The sequence below is a fragment of the Kitasatospora sp. NPDC043950 genome, assembly GCF_056435345.1.
This window is the reverse complement of record NZ_JBWKER010000073.1, coordinates 1-25,692: the sequence shown is the minus strand read 5'-3', so window position 1 is coordinate 25,692 and position 25,692 is coordinate 1. Positions and strand designations below refer to the sequence as shown.

At 72.4% G+C, this 25,692-nt stretch carries 23 protein-coding genes and 1 tRNA gene; 20 read left to right on the top strand and 4 right to left on the bottom strand.

Translation table 11 applies throughout. The features are described 5' to 3' along the window. Nucleotides 1-547: 547 nt before the first annotated feature. Nucleotides 548-1,849, bottom strand: a complete 1,302-nt coding sequence (locus AC07BF_RS33785) for a PTS transporter subunit EIIC (RefSeq protein WP_478334352.1) — start codon at nt 1,847-1,849, stop codon at nt 548-550. 399 nt (nt 1,850-2,248) lie between these two features. On the opposite strand from AC07BF_RS33785, the gene AC07BF_RS33780 reads away from it, so the two are divergent. The 4 genes from AC07BF_RS33780 (at nt 2,249) to rdgB (ending at nt 4,578) form a co-directional block, all read left to right on the top strand. Further along, nucleotides 2,249-2,482, top strand: a complete 234-nt coding sequence (locus AC07BF_RS33780; RefSeq protein ID WP_063349220.1) for a PTS sugar transporter subunit IIB — start codon at nt 2,249-2,251, stop codon at nt 2,480-2,482. 171 nt (nt 2,483-2,653) lie between these two features. Next, nucleotides 2,654-3,379 carry a ribonuclease PH gene (gene rph / locus AC07BF_RS33775; protein WP_350881205.1) on the top strand — a complete coding sequence of 242 codons (726 nt, stop codon included), beginning with the start codon at nt 2,654-2,656 and terminating at the stop codon, nt 3,377-3,379. Nucleotides 3,380-3,551: 172 nt separating this feature from the next. Continuing rightward, nucleotides 3,552-3,941, top strand: coding sequence for a hypothetical protein (locus tag AC07BF_RS33770; protein ID WP_363583744.1), 390 nt, complete (start codon nt 3,552-3,554; stop codon nt 3,939-3,941). A gap of 31 nt (nt 3,942-3,972) precedes the next feature. Next, nucleotides 3,973-4,578: an RdgB/HAM1 family non-canonical purine NTP pyrophosphatase gene (gene rdgB / locus AC07BF_RS33765; protein WP_350881208.1), complete on the top strand. Its 606-nt coding sequence runs from the start codon at nt 3,973-3,975 to the stop codon at nt 4,576-4,578. A 69-nt stretch (nt 4,579-4,647) separates the two neighbouring features. On the opposite strand, the gene AC07BF_RS33760 is transcribed toward rdgB, so the two are convergent. Next, a tRNA-Leu gene (locus AC07BF_RS33760) sits at nt 4,648-4,731 on the bottom strand. Nucleotides 4,732-5,073: 342 nt separating this feature from the next. Here AC07BF_RS33760 and AC07BF_RS33755 point away from each other — a divergent pair. Then, the gene (locus AC07BF_RS33755; RefSeq protein WP_478334357.1) at nt 5,074-7,551 is read left to right on the top strand and encodes a chitinase C-terminal domain-containing protein; all 2,478 of its coding nucleotides are present in this window, start codon (nt 5,074-5,076) and stop codon (nt 7,549-7,551) included. Between the two features lie 128 nt (nt 7,552-7,679). Here AC07BF_RS33755 and bcp read toward each other — a convergent pair whose 3' ends face one another. Further along, nucleotides 7,680-8,156 carry a thioredoxin-dependent thiol peroxidase gene (bcp, locus tag AC07BF_RS33750; RefSeq protein ID WP_063349225.1) on the bottom strand — a complete coding sequence of 159 codons (477 nt, stop codon included), beginning with the start codon at nt 8,154-8,156 and terminating at the stop codon, nt 7,680-7,682. 146 nt (nt 8,157-8,302) lie between these two features. Between bcp and AC07BF_RS33745 the strand changes: the two genes are divergently transcribed. From AC07BF_RS33745 to AC07BF_RS33735, 3 genes are all read left to right on the top strand, one after another. Then, entirely contained in the window at nt 8,303-8,644 is a 342-nt protein-coding gene (locus AC07BF_RS33745) for a DUF3618 domain-containing protein (protein WP_063349226.1), read from the top strand. A gap of 285 nt (nt 8,645-8,929) precedes the next feature. Further along, nucleotides 8,930-9,232, top strand: a complete 303-nt coding sequence (locus tag AC07BF_RS33740) for a GroES family chaperonin (RefSeq protein ID WP_079136310.1) — start codon at nt 8,930-8,932, stop codon at nt 9,230-9,232. 96 nt (nt 9,233-9,328) lie between these two features. Beyond that, the gene (locus tag AC07BF_RS33735) at nt 9,329-10,507 is read left to right on the top strand and encodes a winged helix DNA-binding domain-containing protein (RefSeq protein ID WP_478334351.1); all 1,179 of its coding nucleotides are present in this window, start codon (nt 9,329-9,331) and stop codon (nt 10,505-10,507) included. A gap of 55 nt (nt 10,508-10,562) precedes the next feature. On the opposite strand, the gene AC07BF_RS33730 is transcribed toward AC07BF_RS33735, so the two are convergent. Next, nucleotides 10,563-12,926 carry a transglycosylase domain-containing protein gene (locus AC07BF_RS33730; protein WP_478334350.1) on the bottom strand — a complete coding sequence of 788 codons (2,364 nt, stop codon included), beginning with the start codon at nt 12,924-12,926 and terminating at the stop codon, nt 10,563-10,565. A gap of 269 nt (nt 12,927-13,195) precedes the next feature. Here AC07BF_RS33730 and AC07BF_RS33725 point away from each other — a divergent pair, with 269 nt between their 5' ends. The 12 genes from AC07BF_RS33725 to AC07BF_RS33670 all read left to right on the top strand — a co-directional run bounded on the left by AC07BF_RS33725 (nt 13,196) and on the right by AC07BF_RS33670 (nt 25,541). Beyond that, complete coding sequence (locus tag AC07BF_RS33725; RefSeq protein WP_478334349.1) at nt 13,196-14,065, top strand: ABC transporter permease; 870 nt, start codon at nt 13,196-13,198, stop codon at nt 14,063-14,065. Further along, entirely contained in the window at nt 14,058-14,885 is an 828-nt protein-coding gene (locus AC07BF_RS33720; protein ID WP_363620051.1) for an ABC transporter permease, read from the top strand. The genes AC07BF_RS33725 and AC07BF_RS33720 overlap by 8 nt, the downstream gene beginning before the upstream one ends. Nucleotides 14,886-14,935: 50 nt before the next feature. After that, the gene (locus tag AC07BF_RS33715; RefSeq protein ID WP_363620049.1) at nt 14,936-15,895 is read left to right on the top strand and encodes an ABC transporter ATP-binding protein; all 960 of its coding nucleotides are present in this window, start codon (nt 14,936-14,938) and stop codon (nt 15,893-15,895) included. A 177-nt stretch (nt 15,896-16,072) separates the two neighbouring features. Further along, nucleotides 16,073-17,305, top strand: coding sequence for a glycosyltransferase family 2 protein (locus tag AC07BF_RS33710; protein WP_478334348.1), 1,233 nt, complete (start codon nt 16,073-16,075; stop codon nt 17,303-17,305). A gap of 108 nt (nt 17,306-17,413) precedes the next feature. Then, complete coding sequence (locus tag AC07BF_RS33705) at nt 17,414-18,709, top strand: nucleotide sugar dehydrogenase (protein ID WP_400331749.1); 1,296 nt, start codon at nt 17,414-17,416, stop codon at nt 18,707-18,709. A gap of 210 nt (nt 18,710-18,919) precedes the next feature. Then, the gene (locus AC07BF_RS33700) at nt 18,920-20,215 is read left to right on the top strand and encodes a DUF445 domain-containing protein (protein WP_363620046.1); all 1,296 of its coding nucleotides are present in this window, start codon (nt 18,920-18,922) and stop codon (nt 20,213-20,215) included. Between the two features lie 64 nt (nt 20,216-20,279). After that, a complete protein-coding gene (locus tag AC07BF_RS33695; protein WP_363583724.1) occupies nt 20,280-21,347 on the top strand; it encodes an adenosine deaminase in 1,068 nt (355 codons plus the stop codon). A 158-nt stretch (nt 21,348-21,505) separates the two neighbouring features. Next, on the top strand, nt 21,506-22,084 hold the full coding sequence (locus tag AC07BF_RS33690; protein ID WP_478334347.1) for a toxin-antitoxin system HicB family antitoxin: 579 nt from the start codon (nt 21,506-21,508) through the stop codon (nt 22,082-22,084). A gap of 124 nt (nt 22,085-22,208) precedes the next feature. Further along, complete coding sequence (locus AC07BF_RS33685; protein ID WP_363583720.1) at nt 22,209-23,045, top strand: DUF4097 family beta strand repeat-containing protein; 837 nt, start codon at nt 22,209-22,211, stop codon at nt 23,043-23,045. Then, on the top strand, nt 23,045-23,971 hold the full coding sequence (locus AC07BF_RS33680) for an ATP-binding cassette domain-containing protein (protein WP_400331541.1): 927 nt from the start codon (nt 23,045-23,047) through the stop codon (nt 23,969-23,971). Before AC07BF_RS33685 ends, AC07BF_RS33680 begins: the two co-directional genes overlap by 1 nt. Further along, entirely contained in the window at nt 23,968-24,738 is a 771-nt protein-coding gene (locus tag AC07BF_RS33675) for an ABC transporter permease (protein WP_363583716.1), read from the top strand. Before AC07BF_RS33680 ends, AC07BF_RS33675 begins: the two co-directional genes overlap by 4 nt. 209 nt (nt 24,739-24,947) lie before the next feature. Next, complete coding sequence (locus tag AC07BF_RS33670) at nt 24,948-25,541, top strand: hypothetical protein (protein ID WP_400986655.1); 594 nt, start codon at nt 24,948-24,950, stop codon at nt 25,539-25,541. Nucleotides 25,542-25,692 lie beyond the last annotated feature (151 nt).

Sequence of the window (25,692 nt, the reverse complement as noted above, 5' to 3'; positions counted from 1 at the left end):
CTCGTCAGGGGTCCGCCGCGGGCCCGGCGGTGCGCGGACGGGGGTCGGGTCGGCGGGGTTCACGGGCGGACGCGACGGTGTCCGGGCGGGGGGCGGCCTCCGGAGCTCCGGTGTCTGCTGCCGGGGTCCGGTCCGGGTGCGGTGGGCGGTGGGGAAGGGGCCCACCGGGGTGTCGGACATCACGGACGGCCTGCGGTCGGGAGGAGTCCGGGCCCCACCCCGTCCGGCTTCGGCCAATCCGCGGCTTTCCGACCCCCGCGGCGCATGGTCGGGGTCGGCGGGGAAACGGTGGCGGCCGATTGCCGGCCACCGCCCGCGCCGGGCGGCGGCGGCCTTTCCCCACCCCCGCGGTGCCCCCGGCCGGCGGCCGGGCGGTGCGGGTCGCCCCGGCCCCGCCTGGCACGGCTGACGGCCCGCCGGGGAATCCCCGGGGCGCATATCGGAATTGTTTTACCGCCCGGGCATTTGGTCATTTCCGGAAATGCCGAAGGCCTCCGGACCGTCGGGTCCGGAGGCCATTGCGGGTGCTGCCCGGTGACGCTCGGTTTCAGACCTTGGTGACGTCCTCGACCTCGCTCTCGTCCTCCCGCCCGGGTGTTTTCAGATTGAATTTGACGATGATGAACCGGAAGAGCGCGTAGTACACGGCGGCGAAGCAGAGCCCGATCGGGATGATCAGCCACGGCTTGGTGGCCAGCCCCCAGTTGATGACGTAGTCGATCAGGCCGGCCGAGAAGCTGAAGCCGTCGTGCACCCCGAGCCCCCAGGTGACGGCCATCGAGGCGCCGGTCAGCAGCGCGTGCACGCCGTACAGGGCCGGGGCGACGTAGGCGAAGGAGTACTCGAGCGGTTCGGTGACGCCCGTCACGAAGGAGGTCAGGCCGACCGAGAGCATCAGGCCGTAGATCTCCTTGCGGCGGTGCGGTTTCGCCGAGTGCGCGATCGCCAGTGCGGCGGCGGGCAGCGCGAACATCATGATCGGGAAGAATCCGGACTGGAACTGGCCGGCCGTCGGGTCACCCGCCAGGAAGCGCGGGATGTCGCCGTGCGCGATGGTGCCGTCCGGCTTGATGAACTCGCCGAACTGGAACCAGACGAATGTGTTCAGCAGCTGGTGCATGCCGATCAGCAGCAGCGCGCGGTTGAACAGGCCGAAGATACCGGCGCCGCCCGCGCCCAGGTCGGCCAGGGTCTGGCTGAAGTCGTTGAGCCCGCGGCCGATCGGCGGCCAGACCCAGAGCGCCACGCAGGCGGTGGCCAGGCCCACCACCGCGGTGATCATCGGCACCAGGCGGCGGCCGTTGAAGAAGCCCAGCCAGTCGACCAGCCTGGTGCGGTGGAAGCGGACCCAGAGCCAGGCCGACATCAGGCCGATCAGGATGCCGCCCAGGACGCCCGGGTTCTGGTACGTCGCGGCCGCCGCCTTGGCCGAGCTGTAGTCCACGCACTGGCCGGTCCAGGCGTCGGTGACCAGGACCGTCCCGTTCTTGCAGTTCTCCGGGAACGAGTGCAGGACCTTGTAGTAGACGAGGAAGCCCACCACGGCGGCCAGCGCGGTGGAACCGTCCGCCTTCTTCGCCATGCCGATCGCCACACCGACGCAGAACAGCATCGGCAGGCCGAACGAGGAGTCCAGCAGGGCGCCGCCGGCCGAGGCGAAGACCTTGGCGACGTCGGTCCAGCCGAGGCCGTCCTTGCCGAAGACGTCGGGCTGGCCGAGCCGGTTGAGGATGCCGGCCGCGGGGAGCACCGCCACCGGGAGCTGCAGGGAGCGGCCCATCTTCTGGAGGCCGCCGTAGAAGGTGTGCCACCACACGCGCTGCGGGGCCGTGGCGCCTGCCGAACTCATCCTTCGCCCTCCGAGAGCAGTTGCCGGCCGGTGGCCCCCGGCGGGACCCCCGGGCGGGGATCCGGAACACCCGGGGTCCTTTCTGCGTTCATCGGAGTACACATATATTGGTGTAGACCACTTTGGGACGCAGGCCGCACTCCGGGCACGAGCCCGCTGCTCGTCATCCTCTGGTGGCGGTCGGGACCGTGCGCGCCGGAATGGGCCAAAAGTGGACTAACGTGGCAGATCGGACCGGAGCAGGTGATGCTGGTCGCGCTGCCCGGCGGCGCGACCGCGGCTGAACCCGCGTCAGCACCGGTACCGACCACGCCGGCCACCGGTCGGCGGACACCCCAGTACAGCGCAGGACGGCACCCGGCAGAGCGGCCGGCGGGCCGAGACAGAGGGAGAAATCAGATGGCCAGCAAGGCTGAGAAGATCGTCGCCGGTCTGGGCGGCATCGACAACATCGAAGAGGTCGAGGGCTGCATCACCCGCCTTCGCACCGAGGTCAAGGACGCCTCCCTGGTCAACGAGGCCGCCCTCAAGGCCGCCGGCGCCCACGGCGTCGTCAAGATGGGCACCGCCATCCAGGTCGTCATCGGCACCGACGCCGACCCGATCGCCGCTGACATCGAGGACATGATGTGAGCTGAGCCACCGGGCTCACCCCACCCCCGGCCCGCCGCCCCACCCGGGAACGGCGGGCCGAGGCGCACCCGGGGACGGCGCCGAGCGCAGCCGGGGAGCGGCGCCCAGCCGCACCCCGGCGGGCCGAGGCGCACCCGGAACACCCGCTCCGAGCGACTACGCTCAGTGCCTATGTCACGCATCGACGGCCGCACCCCCGACCAGCTCCGCCCCATCACCATCGAACGGGGCTGGAGCAAGCACGCCGAAGGATCCGTCCTCATCTCCTACGGCGACACCAAGGTGCTGTGCACCGCCAGCGTCACCGAGGGCGTCCCCCGCTGGCGCAAGGGCAGCGGCGAAGGCTGGGTCACCGCCGAGTACTCCATGCTCCCGCGCGCCACCAACACCCGCGGCGACCGCGAGGCCGTCAAGGGCCGCATCGGCGGCCGCACCCACGAGATCAGCCGGCTCATCGGCCGCTCGCTGCGCGCCGTCGTCGACCACCGCGCCCTCGCCGAGAACACCATCGTCCTCGACTGCGACGTCCTCCAGGCCGACGGCGGCACCCGCACCGCCGCCATCACCGGCGCCTACGTCGCCCTCGCCGACGCGGTCGCCTGGGCCCGCGACCGCAAGCTCCTGCGCGCCAAGGGCCAGCCCATCACCGGCGGCGTCAGCGCCGTCAGCGTCGGCATCATCGACGGCGTCCCGATGCTCGACCTCCAGTACGAGGAGGACGTCCGCGCCGAGACCGACATGAACATCGTCTGCACCTCCGACGGCCGCTTCGTCGAGGTCCAGGGCACCGCCGAGGGCGCCCCCTTCGACCGCGCCCTGCTCGACCGCCTGCTCGACCTCGGCACCCTGGGCTGCGCCGAGCTCGACGAGATCCAGCGCAAGGCCCTGGAGGCCTGAACCGGTTCGGCCCACGGCGCCGTGGACCCGGATGTACCCGCAGCCGTACGGGCCGCTGTACACGCCGGGCCCGAAGCCCGTACGGTTCCCGCAGCACCCCTGCTGCGGGAACCGCGCACCCCCCGGCGCGCGTCCCGTCCCACGGAACCCGCGCGCCCCACAGGAGGACCGGATGCCGTCCAGCATCGCCCGCCCCGCCGCCCTCGCCGTGGCCGGCCTGATCGCCATCCTCCCGCTCAGCATGGTCAGTTGCTCCGCAGCCCAGAAGGCGATCGACTGCGGCAGCACGGCGGTCAGGATCACCGGTGACCTCGCCGACGTCACCAGCGCCTACGGCAACGCGAGCAACGACTCGGCGGCCGCCGGGAAGGCGCTGGAGAAGCTCAGGACCGACCTCAACCAGGTCGGCAAGAACTCCAAGAACACCGACGTCGCCAAGGCCGTCGCCGACCTGCAGAAGCAGGCCGACAAGGTCCAGCAGGCCGTCGACAAGAAGGAGGTCCCCGACCTCAAGCCGCTCGGCGACGCGGCCGGCAACCTCACCTCGGTCTGCACCGGCTGACGCCGGGACGGCTGCCGATAGGGTGGGCGATATGTCCACCCGATTGATCCTCGCCACCCGTAACCAGCACAAGGTCGCCGAACTCCGCGCCATCCTCGGCGAGGCCGGCCTGGACGTCGAACTCGTCGGCGCCGACGCCTACCCCGAGATCCCGGACGTCCCGGAGACCGGCGTCACCTTCGCGGAGAACGCGCTCCTCAAGGCTCACGCCCTCGCCCGCGCCACCGGCCTGCCCGCCGTCGCCGACGACTCCGGCCTCTGCGTCGACGTCCTGAACGGCGCCCCCGGCATCTTCTCCGCCCGCTGGGCCGGCAAGCACGGCGACGACCGCGCCAACCTCGACCTGCTGCTCGCTCAGCTCTCCGACATCTCCGACCCGCACCGCGGCGCCCACTTCTTCTGCGCCGCCGCCCTCGCCCTCCCCGACGGCACCGAGCGCGTCGTCGAGGGCCGCCTCCTCGGCACCCTGCGCACCGCCCCCTCCGGCGACGGCGGCTTCGGCTACGACCCGATCCTCCAGCCCCTCGGCGAGACCCGCACCTGCGCCGAACTCACCCCCGCCGAGAAGAACGCCATCAGCCATCGCGGCCTGGCCTTCCGCGGCCTCGCCCCGGTCGTCAAGGACCTCCTGGGCTGACGGCCGGTCGGAGAGCGCCGAAGGCCCGCCGCGGATCATTCCGGGGCGGGCCTTCGAATCTAAGGCTAGTGCGGCCTGAGGGACTTGAACCCTCACGGGATTTCTCCCACGGGCACCTAAAACCCGGGCGTCTGCCGATTCCGCCAAGGCCGCATGGCCTCTAGTCTAGGGCTTCGCCCGTGCCGGGGCACCGTCCTTTCCGGTGCGGCACCGTCCCGGACGCGGGCGGGCGGTGGTGTCGAGGGGGTCGGCGGCGGGTTCGGCGGCGGGTTCAGTGGGGGCGTTCGGTCGCGGGGTGACGGGGTTTCGGCCAAGGGGTGACTTGTTGCCGTCGGTGGAGTGACCGGCGGGGTTGGGGATTTGATTACCAATTGGTACAGACCTATTGACCTATGTGGTTCAGACCACATAGCTTCGGCGCCAATTGCAATCCCCCCACGTGCGTGCTCCCCCACAGGCACGCGCCGACACTCTCTCCCGGAGGACCGAGTGTTGATCCGAAACACGGCGGAGCGGCGTCCCACCGCCGCACTCCGCCGCAAGAGCCCGGCTGCCCGGGCGGGCGCGGTCGCGCTGGCGGCGGCCGGTCTGGCCGGTCTGCTGCTGTCGACGCTGGGCGCGGTGCCCTCGCAGGCGTCCGCGACCGTCGACAACGGGGCCTGTCGCCCCGACGGCCTGTACCAGACGCCCGGGGTGGACGTCCCGTACTGCTCGGTCTACGACACCGGCGGCCGCGAGAAGATGGGCGCGGACCACCAGCGCCGCATCATCGGCTACTTCACCGGCTGGCGCACCGGCAAGAACGGCGACCAGCCCTACCTGGTGAACGACATCCCCTGGGACAAGGTCACCCACCTCAACTACGCGTTCGGCCACGTCGGCGGTGACAACAAGCTCTCCGTCGGCACCGACGGCCCGACCAACGAGGCCACCGGGATCTCCTTCCCGGGCGTGCCCGGCGCCGAGCTGGACCCGACGCTGCCCTACAAGGGCCACTTCAATCTGCTGACGAAGTTCAAGAAGCAGTACCCGAACGTCAAGACCCTGATCTCGGTGGGCGGTTGGACCGAGACCGGCGGCTACTTCGGGGACGACGGCAAGCGCGTCAACTCCGGCGGCTTCTACTCGATGACCGTCAACCCGGACGGCAGCGTCAACCAGGCCGGCATCGACACCTTCGCCGCCTCGTCCGTCGACTTCATCCGCAAGTACGGTTTCAACGGCGTCGACGTCGACTACGAGTACCCGACCTCGATGAAGGACGCCGGCAACCCGCTGGACTGGCAGCTCGCCAACTCCAAGCGCGGCTCGCTGGCGAAGGGCTACGCGGCGCTGATGAAGACGCTGCGCGAGAACCTGGACCGGGCCGGCGCCGCCGACGGCAGGCACTACCTGCTGTCGGTCGCGGCACCGTCGTCCGGCTACCTGCTGCGCGGCATGGAGACCTTCCAGGTGGCGCAGTACCTGGACTACGTCAACATCATGTCGTACGACCTGCACGGCGCCTGGAACAAGTACGTCGGCCCGAACGCCTCGCTGTTCGACGACGGCAAGGACGGCGAGCTGGCGGCGGCCAACGTGTACGGCACCGGCCAGTACGGCGGCATCGGCTACCTGAACGCCGACTGGTCGTACCACTACTTCCGCGGTGCGATGCCGGGCGGCCGGATCAACGTCGGCCTGCCGTACTACACCCGGGGCTTCAAGAACGTCACGGGCGGCACCAACGGCCTGTGGGGCACCGCGGCGGCGACCACCTGCCCGGTCGGTTCCGGCCTGACCTCCTGCGGTGACGGCGCGGTCGGCATCGACAACATCTGGAACGACAAGGACGACGCGGGCAAGGAGTCCCCGGCCGGGTCGAACCCGATGTGGCACGCGAAGAACCTGGAGAAGGGCATCCTGCCCGACTACCTGGCCAAGTACGGCGTGAAGGACACCGCGCTGCAGGGCACCTACGCCCGCAACTACAGCAGCAGCCTGGTGGCGCCGTGGCTGTGGAACGACACCAAGAAGGTGTTCCTCTCCACCGAGGACGAGCAGTCGGTGGGTGCCAAGGCGGACTACATCGTCAACCAGGGCGCCGGCGGCGCGATGATCTGGGAGCTCGCGGGCGACTACAAGTGGGACGCGAGCGCCAACGGCGGCAAGGGCGAGTACGTGCCGGGTTCGACGCTGACCTCGCTGATGTACGACAAGTTCAAGGCGGCCACGCCGTACGGCGCGACCCGTTCGACGGTCCCGCTGCCGCAGCAGACCCTGCCGATCGACGTGTCGTTCACCAACTTCGCGCTGGGTGACTCGAACTACCCGATCAACCCGAAGATCCACATCGTCAACAACTCGACGACGACCCTGCCGGGCGGCACCGAGTTCCAGTTCGACTACAGCAACTCGGCTCCGGGCAACGCCAAGGACCAGTCAGGTTTCGGCCTCCAGGTCATCCGGCAGGACAACCCCGGTCCGGGCAACGTGGGCGGCCTGAAGGGCACCTACAACCGGGTGTCGGTCAAGCTGCCGGGCTGGCAGTCGCTGGCTCCGGGCGCCTCGGTGGACCTGGACTTCGTCTACTACCTGCCGGTCTCGACCCCGTCGAACTGGACGGTCAACGTGAACGGCACGCTGTACGGGCTCAAGGGCGACCTGACCCGGGGCACGGTGGACGGCGGCACGCCGACCCCGACCCCGACGCCGACCGCGACCGTCACCGCTTCGCCGACCGCGACCGCCTCCCCGACGGCGACCGCCTCGCCCACCGCCACGGCCTCGCCGACCGCGACGGCCACCGCGACCGCCACCCCGACGACGGGGGCCTGCACGGCCGCCCCGAGCTGGGACGCGGGCACCACCTACGCGGCCACCACCAAGGTGTCGTGGAAGGGCCACTACTACCAGAACAAGTGGTGGACCAAGGGCGACGACCCCGCGGCCAGCGGCTCGTGGGGCGTCTGGAGCGACCTCGGGGCCTGCTGACGGCGCCCTGAGGTGAGAGACGGCGGTGGCGGTGCACCCGGTCGGGGGGTGTGCCGCCACCGCTTCGTTCAGCGAGGTGCCGGGCGAGCGAGGCACCGGGCGGCCGTCGAGCGCCAGGCCTTCGAGCGTCAGGCCGTCTCGACCTTGAGGTCGCGCAGCAGCTTGGCGACGTGCCCGGTGGCCTTCACGTTGTACAGTGCGCGCTCGACCTTGCCCTGCTCGTCCACGATCACGGTGGAGCGGATCACGCCGACGTAGGTGCGGCCGTAGTTCTGCTTCTCGCCGTAGGCGCCGTAGGCCTCCAGCACCTGGTGGTCCGGGTCGGACACCAGGGTGACCTTGAGGTTCTCGGCCTCGCGGAACTTGCCGAGCTTCTCCGGCTTGTCCGGGGAGACGCCGATGACGTCGTAGCCGGCGCCGGCGAGGACCTCCAGGTTGTCGGTGAAGTCGCAGGCCTGCTTGGTGCAGCCGGGGGTGAGCGCGGCCGGGTAGAAGTAGACGATGACCTTGCGGCCCAGGTGGTCGGCGAGGGACACCTGGTTGCCGTCGGCGTCGGACAGGCTGAAGGCGGGCGCGGTGTCGCCGGGCTGGAGACGCTCACTCACGGGTAAATCTCCTGTTGCTGGGGCGGGCGGTCATAGCACGGCAAACTTACCCCCGATGGTGGGTGGGGTCGCGCGGCCCTGCTCGGCAACTGACAGACTGGGTCAGTCGCACAGGACAACATCAGCAAGTGAATGGGGTGGCCCGAGTGGGCGAGGCGAGCACGAAGGACAAGTCGGCGCGGACGACCGCCCAGATCGAGGCGGACATCTCCCGGACCCGCACCCAGCTGGCGGCCACCCTGGACGAGCTGGCCGTGCGCGTCCACCCGAGCACGATCAGCGCCCAGGTGAAGGCGAAGGCCGTGGCCGCCGTCGAGGAGAAGGCCGGCCGGGCGTACGTGGCCGCCAACGGCGTGGTGGAGAAGGTGCGGGCGCAGTTCGTGGACGAGAAGGGGCAGCCGCGCACGGAGCGGATCGTCCCGGCCGCGCTGGTCGGCGTGGGCGTGCTGCTGCTGGTGGCTTCCGCCCGGAAGCGCCGCAAGGGCTGAACGGGCACGGGGTGAGGGCCGGGCGCGGGAGGCGTCCGGCCTTCGGTGTGCCCGGGCCCGGGAGGTGCGCCCGGCTCTGGGGGGTGTGCCCGGGCCCGGGTGCGTGTCCGGCCCCGCGGGCGCCGCGGCTTCCCGCATGCCGGGCCAGCGTCACGCCGCGCGCCCGGGGGCGGTACCTTCGGGATCGTGAGTACGAACGACGAACCGACCCCGCAGGCCTCCTCCGCCGCACCCGAGTACGAGGCGGCGCGGCACGACCGGCTGGGCGAGAAGCTGCCGATCCGGATGCTGCACGACCGCGTGCTGGTGCGGATCGAGGGCAGCGAGGGCGAGCGCCGCTCGACCGGCGGCATCCTGATCCCCGCGACCGCGGAGCTGTCCAAGCGCTGCACCTGGGCGGAGGCCGTCGCGGTGGGCCAGAGCGTCCGCTCGGTGGAGCCGGGCGACCGGGTGCTGTACGACCCGGAGGACAAGCTGGAGGTCGAGGTCCGCGGCGCCACCTACGTGCTGCTGCGCGAGCGTGACCTGCACGCGGTGGCGGCGACCCGCTTCGGCGACACGGAGGGCTCGACCGGGCTCTACCTCTGAACCTCTGAGCACGGACGTGGCGTGAGCCGGTCGGGGCGGTGCCCCGGCCGGCTCCTTGCGTCCGGGCCTGTCGGTGGTGGGGGCTAGGGTCCGGGCATGACGAGGCGTGTGCCGGTGATCGGCGAGGGTGAGCGGCGGGCCCGGGTGGGGCGGCGGCAGTTGCTGGCGCCGTCGGTGCGGGTGGCGCGGGTGGAGCAGGTGGCGGACGCGCTGGTGGGGCTGCACGCGTCGGACCCGGCGACGGTGTACCTGTCGGCGTGCGCGCGGCTGGTGGAGCCGTCGGTGGCGGAGGTGGACCGGGCGCTGTACGAGGACGTCACGCTGGTGAAGCTGCTGTCGATGCGGCGGACGCTGTTCGCGGTGACGGAGGGTTTCGCGCCGCACGTGAGTTCGTCGACGGCGCGGGCGATCGCGGCGAGGGAGCGGGCGACGCTGCTCAAGCACCTGCGGGACCACGCGGACGGCTGGGACGAGGCGCGGCTGGCCGGGGCGGAGCGCGCGGTGCTGGCCGCCGTGGCCCGGCGCGGCGAGGCGACGACGAAGGAACTCGGCGACGACGTGCCGGAGTTGCGCGAGACGATGCTGATGTCGGCGGGCAAGCCGTACGAGAACCGGCAGAGCGTGGGCAGTCGGCTGCTGCGGCTGCTGGCCGCGGACGGGCACGTGCGGCGGGGCCGTCCGCGCGGGTCGTGGCTGAGCAACGTCTATCCGTGGGCGCCGGTGCCGCAGTGGCCGGAGGCGCCGGTGCGGGAGGCGAAGGCGGAGGTGGTGCGGCGCTGGCTGGCCGGGTACGGCCCGGCGACCGTCGAGGACGTGAAGTGGTGGACGGGCTGGACGCTGGGGGACACCCGCCGGGCGCTGGCGGACGTGGGCGCCGAGGACGTGGAGCTGGCGGGCGGGGCGGCGGCGCTGGTGCTGCCGGGGGACGCCGGGCCGGTGGCGGAGCCGGAGCCGTGGGCGGCGCTGCTGCCGGGGCTGGATCCGACGGTGATGGGTTGGCGGGGGCGGGACTGGTACCTGCGGCCGGAGGACGTGCCGGCGCTGTTCGACCGGGCGGGCAACGCCGGGCCGACGGTGTGGTGGTGCGGCCGGGTGGTGGGCGGCTGGGCGCAGCGGCCGGACGGTGAGGTGGTGTGGCGGCTGTTCGGTGATGTGGGGGCGGAGGCCGGGGCGGCGATCGCGGCGGAGGCGGTGCGCCTGGCGGGCTGGTTGGGGGAGGTGCGGGTGACGCCGCGGTTCCGGTCGCCGTTGGAGCGGGAGTTGGTGGCGGGGTAGTTCACCGGCCGGCGGGGTGGTTCACCGCTCGGGGGGGCACCGCTCAGGGGGTTGCTCACTGGGCGGGCGGGGTGGCTCGCTGGGCCGGTGGTGTCGCGCTCGTCGCCGGGTTGGTGGCGGCGCCGGTGGTGCTGGGTGGCGTGGTCGGGTGGGTGGGCCGGGTCTGGGTGGGTCGGGGGGTGGGGCTGGACTGCTCCTGGGTGGCGGTGGGCTGGGGTGCCTGCGGGCTGGGCTGTTCCTGGGTGGTGGTGGGCTGCGGGGCGGGCGCGCTGGGGGCGTGGGTGGGGGTGTCGGGCACGGGGGTGCTGCTGGGGGGTTCCTCGCTGCTGCCGCCGCCGGTGGTGGGGGCGGTGGCGGTGGGGCTGGGGGTGGTGGTGGCGCTGCTGCTGGGGCTGAATCCGGGGGCGGGGGTGTCGCGGCCGGTCTGGAGGTCGAACTGCTGGGTGGCGGTGCCGTCGAGGGCGGCGCTCATGTAGGCGGTCCAGATCCGGGTGGGGAAGGTGCCGCCGTTGATCCGGGCGAGTCCCGCGGTGCCGGCCAGTGGTTCCTTGGCGTGGGTCTTCGGGTTCTCGCGGAACAGGCCGACGGTGGTGGCGAGTTCGGGGGTGTAGCCGGCGAACCAGGCGGAGAGGTTGGAGTCGGTGGTGCCGGTCTTGCCGGCGGCGGGGCGGCCGAGGTCGAGGGCGGCGGCGCCGGTGCCGCGGGGGCCGATGACGTCGCGCAGGACGTCGGTGACGGTGTCGGCGTAGGGCCGATCGATGGCGTCGACGGGGGTGTGGTCGGGCATCTTGGGGGCGTCGACGGCGCCGCCGGTGTGGACGCGTGCGAGTTTGAGGACGGACCACGGGGCGTTCGCCTGGCCGTGGTTGGCGAGGGTGGCGTAGGCGCCGGCCAGGTCGAGGGCGCTGGGGGTGGCGGTGCCGAGGGTCATCGAGGTGTTGGCCGGGTCCATGCCGCGGACGCTGTCGGGGATGCCGAGTTTGACGGCGGTGTCGCGGACGCGGGCGAGGCCGGCGTCGACGCCCTCCTGCGCGTACACGGAGTTGACGGACTTCACCATGGCGTAGCGCAGGGTGATGTTGCCGTAGTCGACGTCGTCCTCGTTGGGTGGTGCGTAGGGGGTGGGGCCGCCGGTGACGGGGCGTTCGCTGGTGCCGTCGTAGCGGGTGTCGGGGGTGATCTGCCGGCCGTCGAGGGTGTGCTGGGCGATGAGGCCGGCGGCGAGGTCGACGGGTTTGAAGGTGGAGCCGATCTGGTTGTCCTGGCGCAGGGCGTCGTTGTAGGGCTGTTTGGCGTAGTCGGGGCCGCCGTAGACGGCGACGACGCGGCCGGTGGCGGTTTCGACGGAGGCGCCGGCGACCCGGACGTCGGTGTCGGTGGCGGGGCGGCGCCGGGGGTCGAGTTCGTCGGTGAGTTCGTCCTGGACGGCCTTGTGGAAGGCGTCCTGCTTGGGCTTGTCGAAGGTGGTGGTGATGCGCCAGCCGCCGGCCTTGAGGGTGGCGGTGTCGATGATGCCGGCGGAGACGAGGTAGTCGTCGGCGACGCCGACGAGGTAGCCGGCCTGGCCGGAGAGGCCGGTGGCGGGCTGGGGGTCGATCGGTTCGGGGAAGGTGGTGGCGGTGCGTTCGGCGTCGGTGAGGAAGCCGAGTTGGACCATGCCGTCGAGGGTGTAGTGCCAGCGGGCGATGGCCTTCTCGCGGTTGGCGGGGGTGGCGGTCTTGACGTCGTAGCTGCTGGGGGCCTGGAGGAGGGAGGCGAGGTAGGCGCCCTGGGCGAGGGTGAGGGCGGAGACGTCGACGCCGTAGTAGGCGTGGGCGGCGCTCTGGATGCCGTAGGCGCCGCGGCCGAAGTAGCTGCTGTTGAGGTAGCCGGCGAGGATCTCGGGCTTGTCGCGCTGTTGGTCGACCTTGAGGGCGATGAAGAGTTCACGGCCCTTGCGTTCGATGGTTTTGTCCTGCGTCAGGTAGTAGTTCTTGACGTACTGCTGGGTGATGGTGGAGCCGCCCTGCGTGCCCTTGCCGGTGAGGGTGTTCCAGCCGGCCCGGAGCATGCCTTTGAGGTCGATGCCGCGGTTGCGGTAGAAGGTGCGGTCCTCGGCGGAGACGACGGCGTGCTGGGTCTGCGGGGGGATCTGGTCGATGGTGACGTCGGTGCGGTTGACGGCGCCGGTGCGGGCGATCTCGGTGGTGTCGTCGGCGTAGAGGTAGATGTTGTTCTGGGCGACGGCGTGGGCGTTGGGATCGGGCACCGGGACGATGACGTAGAGCACGGCGAAGGCGCCGACGGTGAGCAGGAGCGCGGCGGTGAGGGCGCCGAGCGTGATGCGCCAGGTGGGCAGGAGCCGGCGCCAGCGGGGGAGGGCTCGGCGGGCCGCGCGGCGGGCGGCTCGTTTGGCCTGGCGTCGGGTGCTCAAGGTCATGCCGCGATTATGTGCTATTTGATGGCCGATCAGGGGTTGGTCGGGGGGTTGGCGTGCTCGGGGAAACCGGGTGCGGCGGCTGGTCCTCGGCGCTACGGTGAAAGGTGCAAACCAGGTAGCGCCTCACGTGGCGCACTCGCATAGCGCACCCAGTTCCGTCAGCTCCGCGCGTTCGGCCCGGTACCCCCGGGTGCGGCCGGTCGGAGCCGCTGGGGTGTGCGCGGACGTCGGCGGGCATCCACCTCCGTATTTGTCGACAAGGAGACAATATGCTGAATCTCGCGCCCCCGGAGACGCGGACCGCACGCCCTCCTGATCCCACCGGGCCGCTCCCCGTCCTCGGGCTCTACGCGGCCGTCGCCCGCGGCGCCTTCCGCCGCTACTCCACCTACCGGGCCGCCACCGTGGCCGGCACCTTCACCAACACCGTCTTCGGCATCATCCTGGCCTCCTCCTTCCTCGCCCTCTGGCAGGCCCGCCCCAGCCTCGGCGGCTACGACCAGAGCCAGGCCGTCACCTACATCTGGGTCAGCCAGGCCCTGCTGGTCACCGTCGCGGTGTGGGGCGGCGGCTTCCAGGACGACCTCCAGGACCGCTTCCGCAGCGGGGACATCGCCGTCGACCTCTACCGCCCGGTCGACTTCCAGGGCTGGTGGCTGGCCACCGACCTCGGCCGGGCCGCCTTCCAACTGCTGGTCCGTGGCACCGTGCCGCTGCTGGTCGGCGCCCTGGTGTTCCGCACCCGGATGCCCGAGCAGCCGCTGACCTGGGCGGTCTTCCTGCTCTCGGTGCTGCTCGCGCTGGTGGTCAGTTTCGGGCTGCGCTTCCTGGTCTCGATCACCGGCTTCTGGCTGCACGACTCGGACGGGGTGCGCTCGGTGATGCTGGTGGTCTCGATGTTCTTCTCCGGGATGCTGCTGCCGATCGTGCTCTTCCCCGGCCTGCTCGGCGACGTCGCCGCGGTGCTGCCCTGGGCGGCGCTGGTGAAGGTGCCGACCGACGTCTTCCTGGAGCGCTCGACCGGCGCCGGCCTGCTCGGCGCGCTCGGCTTCCAGCTCGCCTGGGCCGTCGCCCTGCTCGCCGCGGGCCGGGGCGCCCAGTGGCTGGCGACCCGCAAGGTGGTGGTGCAGGGTGGCTGAGCCGATCGTGCCCCGCACCGCGTGGGCGGTCCGCTCCTGGTGGCTGTGCGCCCGGATGTGGATGCGCTCGATGATGGCCTACCGGGCCTCCTTCACCCTGAACCTGGTGGCCAGCCTGGCCACGCACTCGCTGGACTTCGTCGTCCTGGTGCTGATGTTCCGGCACACCGACCAGCTGGGCGGCTGGCGACTGCCGGAGATCGCCTTCCTCTACGGCACCGCGACCTTCGCCCTCGGCGTGGCCAACCTGCTGGTCGGCTCGGTCGAGGGCCTCGGCGTGCGGATCGTCAACGGATCGCTGGACACCATGCTGATCCGGCCGGCGCCCGCGCTCGCCCAACTGTGCGCCGAACGCTTCTCGCTGCGCCGGCTCGGCCGCCCCGTCCAGGCCCTGGCGGTGCTCGCCTGGTCACTGGCCACCCTGGACGTCCACTGGACCTGGGACCGCGTGCTGCTGGTGCCCGCCCTGCTGGTCTGCGGCAGCGTCATCTTCGGTGCGATCTACGTCGGCGGCGCGACCGTGCAGTTCTGGTGGGGCGAGTCCAAGGAGATCCAGAACTCCTTCACCTACGGCGGCGCGACCCTGCTGCACTACCCGCCGACCATCTTCGCCAAGGAACTGGTGGCCGGCGTGGTCTTCGGCGTCCCGCTGGCCTTCGTCAACTGGCTGCCCGCCCTGCACGTCCTCGGCCGGCCCGACCCGCTCGGCCTGCCCACCGCCTTCCAGTACGCCTCCCCGCTCGCCGCCGCGCTCTGCGTCGCCGCCGCCGGGCTCGCCTGGCGGGCCGGTCTGCGCGCCTACCGCGGCACCGGCAGCTGAAGCTACCGGGGCACCGGTAGCCGAACCCCCCTCCTACGCAAGGAACCCCCATGGCACTGATCGAACTCGAGGACGTCCGCCGCACCTTCACCGTGCGGGTCCGCACCGGCCGCTTCAGCCGGGTCAGGCGCGAGGTGCGCGCGGTGGACGGGCTGAGCTTCACCGTCGAGGCCGGCGAGTGCGTCGGCTACATCGGCCCCAACGGCGCCGGCAAGTCGACCACCATCAAGATGCTCACCGGCATCCTCGTGCCCAGCGGCGGGCGGCTGCGCGTCGCCGGAGTGGACCCGGCCCGCGAACGCGTCGCGCTGGCCCGCCGGATCGGCGTCGTCTTCGGCCAGCGCACCACGCTCTGGTGGGACCTCCCGCTCCGCGACTCCTTCGAACTCGCCCGCCGGATCTACCGCATCCCCGACCGCCGATATCGCGAGAACCTCGGCCGCTGCGTCGAACTGCTCGACCTGGAAGGACTGCTGGACACCCCCGTCCGCCAGCTCTCGCTCGGCCAGCGGATGCGCGGCGACCTCGCGGCGGCGCTGCTGCACGACCCGCAGGTGCTCTACCTGGACGAGCCGACCATCGGCCTGGACGTGGTCAGCAAGGGGAAGGTGCGCGAGTTCCTGCGCGAGGTGAACCGGGACCGGGGCACCACCGTGCTGCTCACCACGCACGACCTGACCGACATCGAGCAGCTCTGCGGCCGGGTGATGGTGATCGACCACGGCCGGGTCGTCTACGACGGCGGGCTGGACGGCCTGCACGCCACCGGGCGCAGCGAGCGCACCCTGGTGGTCGACCTGGCCGAGGCCAGGCCCGAGATCGAGGTGGACGGGGCCCGGGTGGTGAAGGTCGAGGGGCCCCGGCAGTGGCTGGCCTTCCCGGCGCAGCAGAGCGCCGCGCCGATCGTGGCGGCGGTGGCCGCGCGCTATCCGCTGGTGGACCTGTCGGTGCGCGAGCCGGCGATCGAGGACGTGATCGCGCGGATGTACACGGAGGCGGCGATCGGCTGAGCCTCCTGGACGGCCGGGACGGCCGGGACGGCCTGGACGCCTTGGACGCCTTGGACGCCCTGAAACGTCCGTTCGGGCGCTGTCACCCGTCCGGGGAGGGCACGTGACTCCCCGGCGGGCAGCCGAGTTGACGTTGCATCGCTCGGCGAACAGCACACCGGAGGGCAGCGCTTCTCGATGACCGGACCCGATGTGACCGTGGTGGTCGCGGTCTACAACACCATGCCCTACCTCACCGCCTGCCTGGACTCGCTGGTCGGGCAGACCCTGGCGCCCGGGCGGCTGGAGGTGGTGGTCGTCGACGACGGCTCCACGGACGGCGGCGAGGCCGTCCTGGACGACTACGCCGCCCGCCACCCCGGGCTGTTCCGGGTGGTGCACCAGCCCAACTCGGGCGGCCCGGCGGCCCCCACGAACCGGGGCCTGGCGCTGGCCCGCGGCCGCTACGTGCTGTTCCTCGGCGCGGACGACTGGCTCGGCGCCGAGGCGCTGGAGCGGCTGGTCACGGCGGCCGACGCCTGGGGTTCGGACGTGCTGGTGCCCAAGCAGGTCGGGGTGAACGGGCGGCTGGTGCCGCAGGGGATCTTCCACGCCAACGCCGAGTCCGTCGGTTTCACCGACTCGGCGCTGGCCTGGGCGCTGTCCGACACCAAGCTGTTCCGGATGGACCTCGTCCGGCGCCACGGGCTGCGCCGCGACGAGGAGTTGAAGGTCTTCTCGGACCAGCCGTTCACCCTGGAGGCCTGCCTGCGGGCGGGCCGGGTGTCCGTCCTCGCCGACTACGACTGCTACTTCCTGGTGCTGCGCGAGGACTTGGGCAACGTCACCCAGCGGGCCGGGGTGCTGGACCGGCTGCGCGGGATCGCGGCATTGCAGCAGGTCGCCGCCGATCTGGCCGCGCCCGGCGGGGAGTTGGACGCGATCCGGGCCCGCAGCTTCGCCTGGGACGTGCCGCGGCTGCTCCAGGACGACTTCCTGCTGCTCGACGACGCCGTCCAGGAGCAGGTCTGCGCCGAGGTCGGCCGGCTGATCGAGCGCTTCGACGCCCGCGCGGTCTACCTCCGGCTGCCCGTCGCCGAGCGGCTGCGGCTCGAACTCGCCGCCGCCGTCCGGCCGGAGGCGCTGCGGGACCTGATCCGGTACGAGGCCGCGCACGGCGACCCGCCGGTGGTCGTCGACGGGCGGCGGCACTACGCGGGCTACCCGGCGTTCCGGGATGCCCGGCTGGGGCTGCCGGACGAGCTGTTCCTGCTGGGCGAGGAGCCGGTGCGGCTGCCGTCGGAGGTCCCGCCGCTCAACCTGGCCCAGCAGCTGTGGCGCGGCGCCGTGCCGGCCCAGCTGCGGCGCGGGCTGCGGCGCTACCCGGTGTGGCGCCGGCTCGCCAACACGGTGAACGGGGGCCGGGGGTGAGCGGGGGCCCCGGAGGCCGGGGCCGCCGGAGGCTGGGGGCCCCGGAGGAATGGGACACGAGGATGAACGGGGTGCGGGGATGAACGGGGTGCGGGGATGAGCCGGGCGATGGACGTGTGCGTGGTCGGGCTGGGCAAGCTGGGCCTGCCGCTGGCCGTGCAGTTCGCGCTGAAGGGTCACCGGGTGACGGGGGCGGACATCGCTCCCGGGGTCGTCCGCAGCGTCAACCAGGGCGTGCCGCCGTTCCCCCGGGAGGCGGGTTTGGACGAGGCACTGAAGCAGGTGGTCGCCGAGGGGCGGCTGCGGGCCACCACCGACACCACGGCCGCCGTCGCCGCCGCCGAGGCCGTGGTGCTGGTCGTCCCGCTGGTCACCGCCGCCGACGGCACCCCGGACTTCGGCCTGCTCGACGCGGCCACCGACGCCGTCGCCGCCGGGCTGCGCCGGGGCACCCTGGTCAGCTACGAGACCACCCTGCCGGTCGGCGTCACCCGGGGCCGCTGGGCGCCCCGGCTGGCGGCCGGCTCCGGGCTGGCCGCCGGGGCGGACTTCGCGCTGGTGTTCAGCCCGGAGCGGGTCCGCACCGGGCGGGTCTTCGCCGACCTGCGGCGCTACCCCAAGCTGGTCGGCGGCGTGGACGCGGCCTCGACCCGGTGCGGCGCCGAGTTCTACCGGGCCGCGCTGGACTTCGACGCGCGCCCCGACCTGCCCCGGCCCAACGGCGTCTGGGAGTTGGCCTCGGTGGAGGCGGCGGAGTTCGCCAAGCTCGCCGAGACCACCTACCGGGACGTCAACATCGCGCTGGCCAACCAGTTCGCCCGGTACGCCGACCGGGTCGGGGTGGACTTCGCGGAGATCGCCGACGCGTGCAACTCGCAGCCGTACAGCCACCTGCACCGGCCCGGCATCGCGGTCGGCGGGCACTGCATCCCGGTGTACCCGCGGCTGTACCTGTGGAACGACCCGGGCGCGACGGTCGTGCGGGCCGCCCGGGAGGCCAACCTGGAGATGCCCGGGTACGCGGTCGGGGTGCTGGACGGCGCGCTGGCGGGCGGGATCGCCGGGCAGGGCGTGCTGGTGCTCGGGGCGGCGTACCGGGGCGGGGTCAAGGAGACGGCGTACTCCGGGGTGTTCCCGCTGGTCGAGGCGGTGCGGGCGGCGGGGGCGCGGCCGTACGTCAGCGATCCGCTGTACCGGGGCGGGGAACTGGCGGCGCTCGGGCTGCCCCCGTACGACGGGGAGCCGGTGGTGGCGGCGGTGCTCCAGGCGGACCACCCGGAGTACCGGGAGCTGGCGCCGGAGGACCTGCCGGGGGTGCGGGTGCTGCTGGACGGGCGGCGGTGCACGGATCCGGCGGCGTGGGCGGTCGAGGGGGTGCGGCGGATCGTGCTGGGCGGGGCGTGATCGTGCTGGGCGGAGCCCGAGGGGGTGCGGTTTCAGGCTCTGACGGGCGTGCGGGCGCCGCGTCGGCGGGCACGGTGGACCGCACACGGCGTGAGGGGGCGGGTACGGGGCGTGCGCCCAGCTGCGCGCGAGGCGTGCCCGGGCGCGCAACCAGGCGCGTGATCGCGGGGCGCGCCCTCGCCCGCGCCGGGCAGCGGGCAGACTGGCGGGGTGAGTGACGAAGCCTTCAGCGGTACGGGCCCCGGGGTCCGGTTCACCGCCGCCGACGAGCAGAAGAGACATGGCGTCCGCCGGATGAAGACCATCGCGACCGGCCTGCTGGCCTTCGCGAGCCTGGTCTTCGCCCTCGCCACCTGGGCCAAGGCGGCCGGCGCCGGCGCCTGGGCCGGGTACGTGGCGGCGGCCGCCGAGGCGGGCATGGTCGGCGCGCTGGCCGACTGGTTCGCGGTGACGGCGCTGTTCCGCCGCCCGTTCGGCCTGCCGATCCCGCACACCGCGATCATCCCGACCAAGAAGGACGCCTTCGGGCGCTCGCTCGGCGACTTCGTCGGCGACAACTTCCTCTCCGGCCACGTGGTGCGCGGGCGCCTCGCGGCGCTGGGCATCGCCCGGCGGCTGGGGGAGTGGCTGGCCGCGCCGGGCAGCGCCGAGCGGGTCACCAAGGAGGCCTCGGCGGCGCTGCGCGGGGTGCTCGCGGTGCTCCGGGACGACGACGTGCAGGCGGTCGTCGCCGAGGCGGTGACCAGGCGTGCGGCGGCCACCTCGGTGGCCGAGCCGATGGGCCGGATGCTGGGCAAGGTGGTCGCGGACGGCGGGCACCACGGCGTGGTCGACCTGGTGGCCGTCCGGGCGCACGGCTGGCTGACCGCCAACCACGAGGAGGTGGTCCAGCGGGTCACCCAGAAGACCCCGGGCTGGACGCCCAAGTTCCTCGACCACCAGGTCGGCGAGCGGGTCTACAAGGAGCTGATGCGGTTCGTCACCGACATCCGGGACGACCCGGACCACCCGGCCCGCGGTGCCATCGACAACTTCCTCGCCGACTTCGCGACCGAACTGCAGACCGACCCGGAGACCATCGCCCGGGTGGAGCGGGCCAAGGTGGAACTGCTGGCCCGGCCCGAGGTGCAGGACCTGATCGCCTCCACCTGGGCGGCCGTCCGCACCCTGGTGGTGAACGCGGCCGGAGACGAGGACAGCGAACTGCGCCGGCGCATCCGCGAGGGCGTGGGCAGCTTCGGTGCACGCCTGGCCACCGACGCCAAGCTCCAGGCCAAGGTGGACGGCTGGCTCCAGGACGCCGCCCAGTACCTGGTCGACACCTACCGCGCCGAGATCACCTCGCTGATCTCCGAGACGGTGGCGGGCTGGGACGCCGACGACGCCTCCCGCAAGATCGAGGCCAACGTGGGCCGCGACCTGCAGTTCATCCGGATCAACGGCACCGTGGTCGGCGCCATGGCCGGGCTGCTCATCCACACCGTCGCGACCGCCCTCGGAGGCTGACCCCGGGGCGGCCTATCCTTGCCAGCACCTGTCGGTACGCGCGTAGAGGAAGTAGGGAACCACCGTGGTCCAGCCGGACGGAAGTCGGATCGGAAACCCCAGTGGCCAGGGGGGCATCGAGGCGTTCATCGCCGGGATGCCCAAGGCGGAGCTGCACGTCCACCACGTGGGTTCGGCCTCGCCGCGCGTCGTCGCCGAGCTGGCGGCCCGCCACCGCGGCCGGTCGAAGGTGCCGGTCGACCCGGCGGCGCTCGCCGAGTACTTCACCTTCACCGACTTCGCGCACTTCATCGACGTCTACCTGAGCGTCGTGGACCTGATCCGCGACGCCGAGGACGTCCGCGCGCTCACCTACGGCGTGGCCGAGGACATGGCGCGCCAGAACATCCGGTACGCCGAACTGACCATCACCCCGTACTCCTCGGTCAAGCGGGGCATCCCGGACGTCGCCTTCATGGAGGCGATCGAGGACGCCCGGCTGCGCGCCGAGAAGGAGCTCGGGGTCGTACTGCGCTGGTGCTTCGACATCCCCGGCGAGGCCGGTCTGGAGGCCGCCGAGGAGACCGCCCGGCTCGCCGTCGACCTGGCCCCCGAGGGCCTGGTCAGCTTCGGCCTCGGCGGCCCGGAGATCGGTGTGCCGCGCCCGCAGTTCAAGCCCTACTTCGACCGGGCGCGGGCGGCCGGCCTGCGCAGCGTCCCGCACGCGGGCGAGACCACCGGGCCGGAGACGGTCTGGGACGCGATCCGGGTGCTCGGCGCCGAGCGCATCGGGCACGGCACGCAGTCGGTGAAGGACCCGGCGCTGCTGGACCACCTGGGTGAGCACCGGATCCCGTTGGAGGTCTGCCCGACCTCCAACATCGCCACCCGGGCGGTGGAGCGGATCGAGGAGCACCCGATCAAGCGGATGGTGGACGCCGGGCTGCTGGTCACGATCAACAGCGACGACCCGCCGATGTTCGGCACCGACCTCAACACCGAGTACGCCGTCGCGGCGCGGCTGCTGGGCCTGGACGAGTCCGGGGTGGCGGCGCTGGCGCGCAACGCGGTCGAGGCGTCCTTCCTGGACGTGGCGGGCAAGGCGCGGCTGGCCGGCGAGATCGACGCGTACCTGGCGGGCTGGAAGGCCTGATTCCCGGCGTCCGCCCTGGTGGACGCCCCGCGAAGTGCCCCTGAACCGCCCCGTCGGCAGCTGTCGGCGGGGCGGTTCTCTGTGCCCACTCGGAGGTGGCGCCAAAGTGGCACCACTAGTGGCTCGACATGGCACCATCGCTGTGCCATGCTGAGGCCATGGACCTCACGCCGTACGTCGAAAACCTTCGGAACGAGCTCGCGGTGGCCGCGGGCACGGGCGGGGACGAAGCCCGCGCGCTGGCCGAGCGGCTGACGCTGCCGCTGGATTCCGCCGTGCGGCTCACCCTGCTCAACGCGCTCTCGGCCGCGATGGGCGAAGTGACCCGCGAGCTCGCCCCCGGCTCGGTGGACGTGCGGTTGCGCGGGCTCGATCCCGAGTTCGTGGTCACCGTACCGCCCGGCGCCGACACCTTCCACGGTGATGTGCCGCCCGTGGCGCCACCGATGGCGCCGATGGTGGCATCGGTGGTGCCAGTGGCGCCGCCCGTGGTGCCGGAGTCGGACGAGACGGGCACGGCCCGGATCAACCTGCGCCTGCCCGCCCACCTCAAGGCCCGGGCCGAGGAGGCCGCCGGGCAGGAGGGCCTCTCCCTCAACGCCTGGCTGGTCCGGGCCGTCGCCGGCGTGCTGGAGGCCGGCGAGCCGCCCGCCCGCCCGGCCGCGCCGCAGGCCCCCCAGCCGACGGCTCGCCCGCGCCGCGGCGGCGGCCAGGGCTTCACCGGCTGGGTCCACTGACGCTTCCGCCCGCTTCCGCCCGCTCCGCCCGCTAGACCCGCTCCATCCGCGCTCCACCCGCAACGACGTCACCCCCGCTCCGACCAGCGGGAACACCCATCAGAGTCAAGAGGACGGGACAGCCATGCCTACGTACGAGACCGACAGACCGATCTCGGTCACCCTCGAATTCGAGATCGGCTCGGTGCGGATCAGCGCGAGCAAGCGCACCGACACCGTGGTCGAGGTCAAGCCCGCCAACCCCGCCGAGGAGGCCGACGTCAAGGCCGCCCAGCAGACCCAGGTCGACTACGCCGGCGGCCGGTTCACCCTCAAGGGCCCGAAGAAGCGCTCGCCGTTCGGCCGGATCGGCTCGATCGACATCCTGATCGAGCTGCCGGCGGGCTCGGAGATCAACGCCGACGCCCCGATGGCCACCTTCGTCGCCGAAGGCCCGCTCGGCGACTGCCGGCTGAAGACCTCGCTCGGCCGGATCCAGGTCGAGCAGGCCGCGAGCGCGCGGCTCAAGACCGACCACGGGGAGGTCCGGGTCGACTCGGTCGACGGGGACGCGGAGGTCTCCGGGCTCGGCCGGGTCGCGGTCGGCACGGTCGGGGGCGCGCTGACGGTCAAGAACAGCAACGGCGACACGGAGGTCCGCGAGGTCCACGGGGCGCTCAAGGCGAGCTCCTCCTTCGGCCGGATCGAGGTCGGCACCGCCCACGCGGGGGTGGACGCCAAGACGGCGCACGGCCCGATCCGGATCGGCCGGGTGGTGCGCGGCCAGGTCACCATGCAGACCTCCCTGGGGGACTTGGAGGTCGGCATCGCGGAGGGCACGGCGGCCTGGCTCGACGTGCACAGCAAGGTCGGCACCGTGCGCAACGCCCTCGGCGCGGCGCAGGGCCCGGGCGACGCCCGGGAGACCGTCGAGGTCCGCGGCCGCACCCAGCTCGGCGACGTCGTGATCCGGAGGGCGTGATGGCGGCGATCTCGGCAGTCGGACTGACCAAGTCCTACGGCGACAAGGCCGTGCTGAACGGCATCGACCTGGAGATCCCGGCGGGCAGCGTGTTCGCCCTGCTCGGGCCGAACGGCGCCGGCAAGACCACCACCGTGCAGATCCTTTCCACCCTGATCCCGGCCGACGGCGGGGTGGCCCGGGTGGCCGGGCACGACGTGGTCGAGCAGGCCTCCGGGGTGCGGGCGGCGATCGGTGTCACCGGCCAGTTCTCGGCGGTGGACAACCTACTCACCGCCGAGGAGAACCTGCTGCTGATGGCGGACCTCAACCACCTCCCCCGTCGGGAGGGGCGGAGGCGGGCCGAGGATCTGCTGCGGCGGTTCGACCTCACGGAGGCCGCGCGCAAGCCGGTCGTCACCTTCTCCGGCGGCATGCGGCGCAAGCTCGACCTGGCGATGACGCTGGTCGGCGATCCGCAGGTGATCTTCCTCGACGAGCCGACCACCGGGCTGGACCCGCGCAGCCGGCGGACGATGTGGGAGATCATCCGGGGGCTGGTCGCCGACCACGGGGTGACGATCTTCCTCACCACCCAGTACCTGGAGGAGGCCGACGAACTCGCCGACCGGATCGCCGTCCTGGACGGCGGGCGGATCGTCGCCGAGGGCACGGCGGACGAGCTGAAGCGGATCGTCCCCGGTGGGCGGATCCGGCTCCAGTTCGCGGATGCCGCCCAACTGGGTGCTGCCGCCGGGCTGTTCGACTACGCCGCGGTCGACACCGAGGCGCTGCGACTGGACATCCCGGGGGACAACTCCGTGGTCACCGTGAAGGCGGTGCTGGACGCGCTCGACAACGCCTCGGTCCAGGCCGAGTCGCTGGTCGTGGAGACGGCCGATCTGGACGACGTGTTCCTCACACTGACCGGGGAGGGCGCCCGATGAGCGCTTCGGTGAGCTACGCGGTCAGTGACTCGCTGACCATGCTGCGGCGCAACCTCAAGCACGCGCTGAGGTATCCGTCGCTGACCTTCGCGGTCGTGATCATGCCGGTGATGATGCTGCTGCTGTTCAACTACGCCTTCGGCGGCGCGCTCGGCGCGGGCATCGGCGGCGGCAGCTACATCGACTACGTGACGCCCGGCATCCTGCTGATGGCGGCCGCCTCGGGGTCGCTGGTCACGGCGATCGGGGTCTGCGTCGACATGACGGAAGGCATCGTCAACCGCTTCCGCACGATGGCGATCTCACGCTCGGCCTTCCTGGCCGGGCACGTGGTCGGCAGCGTGATACAGACCATGCTCGGCCTGGTCCTGGTGGTCGGCGCGGCGCTCGCGATGGGCTTCCGGCCCAACGCCGGGCTGGTGGAATGGCTGGCGGCCGTCGGACTGCTGCTGTTCGTCACCGTCGCGCTGACCTGGATATCGGCGGGCATCGGGCTGGTCGCCAAGACGGTGGAGAGCGCCAGCAACCTGCCGATGCCGATACAGTTCCTGCCCTTCATCGGCAGCGCGATCGTCCCGCCCGACTCGATGCCGACCGCCCTGCGGTGGTTCGCCGAGTACCAGCCGTTCACGCCGATCATCGAGACCCTGCGGGGGCTGCTGATGGGCACCCCGATCGGCAACAGCGCCTGGAGCGCGCTGGCGTGGTGCACCGGGCTGACGCTGATCGGCTACTTCTGGTCGAGGAGCGTCTTCTACCGGCGGTGACGGGGGTGCGGCCGGTAGCGGGAGGCCCGGGAGGACAGCGATGTCCGCCCGGGCCTCCCGGCGTCGTGGCCGGTCCTGAGTCTTGGCCGGTACCGAGTCGCGGCCGGTGGTGGTGGACGCCCAGGGCCTGGGCCGGAGCCGATCGGAGCCCCAACCGCCGGACATCCGGTAGTAAAGTCCGGGCAAAGGCTCACCCTGGGGAGGGGCGCATGACGGCGGCACGTCGCAAGCGGATCGTGTGGTGGCTCAGAGGTGTGGCGCTGGCGGCGTTCCTGGTCTATCTGCCGGGCTATCAGGCCTCGTTCTCAGGAGGGCTGGTGGAGGTCGAGCGCTGGCTCAACCATCCGCTGCCGCTGCTCGGCGCCACCGTCGTGCTGGCCGTGGTCTCGCTGGTGATCCAGTTCGAGTTCCGCACCTGGTGGTCGCAGGTCGGCTGCGCGGCCGCCCTGGTGTCGCTCGTCTTCCTCGCTGGGGTGGCCGTGCTCCTGTCGTTGCTGCTCGACCGCGACGGGCAGCCCGTCAGCCGGAAGAGCCACCCGGAGCACCCGGACCGCGTGCTGACCGTGACCGACGTCGCCTTCTCGATCGACCCGATCTACCGGGTCGAGCTGTTGACCGGCAGCGGTTGGTCCGCCCGCCACTGGGAACTGGGCGAATGGGACATCCGTGGCGGCGAGTTCGGCAGGATCGACTGGTCCGGGCCGGACCGGATCGCTGTGACCGGGGTGAAGGGGACCGAGACCGCGGTGTTCACCCTCGACCCGGACGGCCGGCCGATCAGGCAGGGTCTGACGCCCCGGTAGGCCGGGAGACCGGGAGGCCGGTAGAGCTGGGGGCGGTAGAGCTGGGGGGCGGCAGGGCCCTCTGGGGGGGGGGGGGGGGGGGGGGGGGGGGGGGGGGGTCCCCCGGGTTTCTGCCCCCATTCTTTTCTTTCTCTTTTGGCGGCTCCTCCTG